Source organism: Nonomuraea lactucae, assembly GCF_003313395.1.
GTDB classification, from domain to species: Bacteria; Actinomycetota; Actinomycetes; order Streptosporangiales; family Streptosporangiaceae; genus Nonomuraea; species Nonomuraea lactucae.
This window is the reverse complement of record NZ_QNFZ01000455.1, coordinates 1-1142: the sequence shown is the minus strand read 5'-3', so window position 1 is coordinate 1142 and position 1142 is coordinate 1. Positions and strand designations below refer to the sequence as shown.

Here is a 1142-nt window from a genome sequence, read left to right as displayed (position 1 = left end):
CGCCGCCCATCCCCGCCGCTCCCGCCGCGCCGCCGCGCGGTCACCTGTCGCGGCTGGCCAGGCTGGCCCTGCTGGTACGGCTGCCGCCCGCGCTCGTCCTCGGCACCAGGGACGCCTTCACCCGGCGGGTGCCGTCGTTCCTGACGGCGTTCGGGCTGGCCGTGCCCATGATGATGATCACCATCGGGCTGGGCGTCTGGTCCACGCTCGACAACTTCCTCAGCCACCCCGAGCAGGTGGGCCAGCACGCCTCCCTCCACGTCCGGCCGGACAAGCTGGAGCCGGTGGCCGCCGAGCGCATCGCCAAGCGCGACCCCGACGTACGCGCCGTCTACCCCGGCACCGAGGTCAACGCCCTGGCCCCCGGAGAGGCCCGCTCGGTCCGGGTCCGGGCGATCGGCAGCACGACCGCGCCCTACCCGTTCCCCGTGGTCGAGGGCCGCATGTACGGCCGGCCCGGCGAGGCCGTGGCCGGGCAGGGGCTGCTCGACCTGCTGGGGGTGAAGATCGGCGACCGGGTGCGGCTGACCGTGGGCGGATCGCCGCTGATCGTGCGCGTCGTCGGCAGGACCGTCGAACCCGACCTCGACGGCGAGGTGCTGTCGGTGGGCCTCGACAGCCTGGCGGCCAAGGACTCGGTGCCGCCGGAGTTCTACGCGCTCGCGCTGCGCCCCGGCGCGGACCCGGCCGAGGTGCGGAGCAGGCTGCTGGCGGAGTCGGGGGAGGGCGTCGACGTGCAGCGGGCCGTCAACCCCGCCGACCGGCTGAAGATCATCAGGGTGGTGATCGTGGCGCTGATCGCCCTGCTGTCGCTGATCGGCCTGGCCAACCTGCTCACCGCCAGCGCGCTCGGCCTGCGCGACCACGCCTTCGACCTGGCCGTGCTCAAGGCCATGGGGCTGACGCCGCGGCAGGTGATGGCCACGCTGGTGACCGGCACGGGCCTGCTCGTCGTGCTGGGGGTGGCCGTCGGCACCGCGGTCGGCGCCTCGATCGTGACCGGCCTGATCGACCTGCAGGGGCACACGAGCGGGGTGGGGGCCGGGATCGGCCGCCCGCCGTCGCCCGTCACTCTGGCGCTCGCCGTGCTCGCCGCCGTCGGGGCGGCGCTCGCCGTCGCGCTCATCCCCGCCCGCCGGGCG

The 1142-nt window shown here is 75.5% G+C and carries 1 protein-coding gene; it reads left to right on the top strand.

What is annotated here, in order from left to right; all coding sequences use genetic code 11:
- Window positions 1-1142: ABC transporter permease (locus DQW85_RS22610; RefSeq protein WP_162795246.1), on the top strand; the 1142-nt coding region annotated here is incomplete at both ends.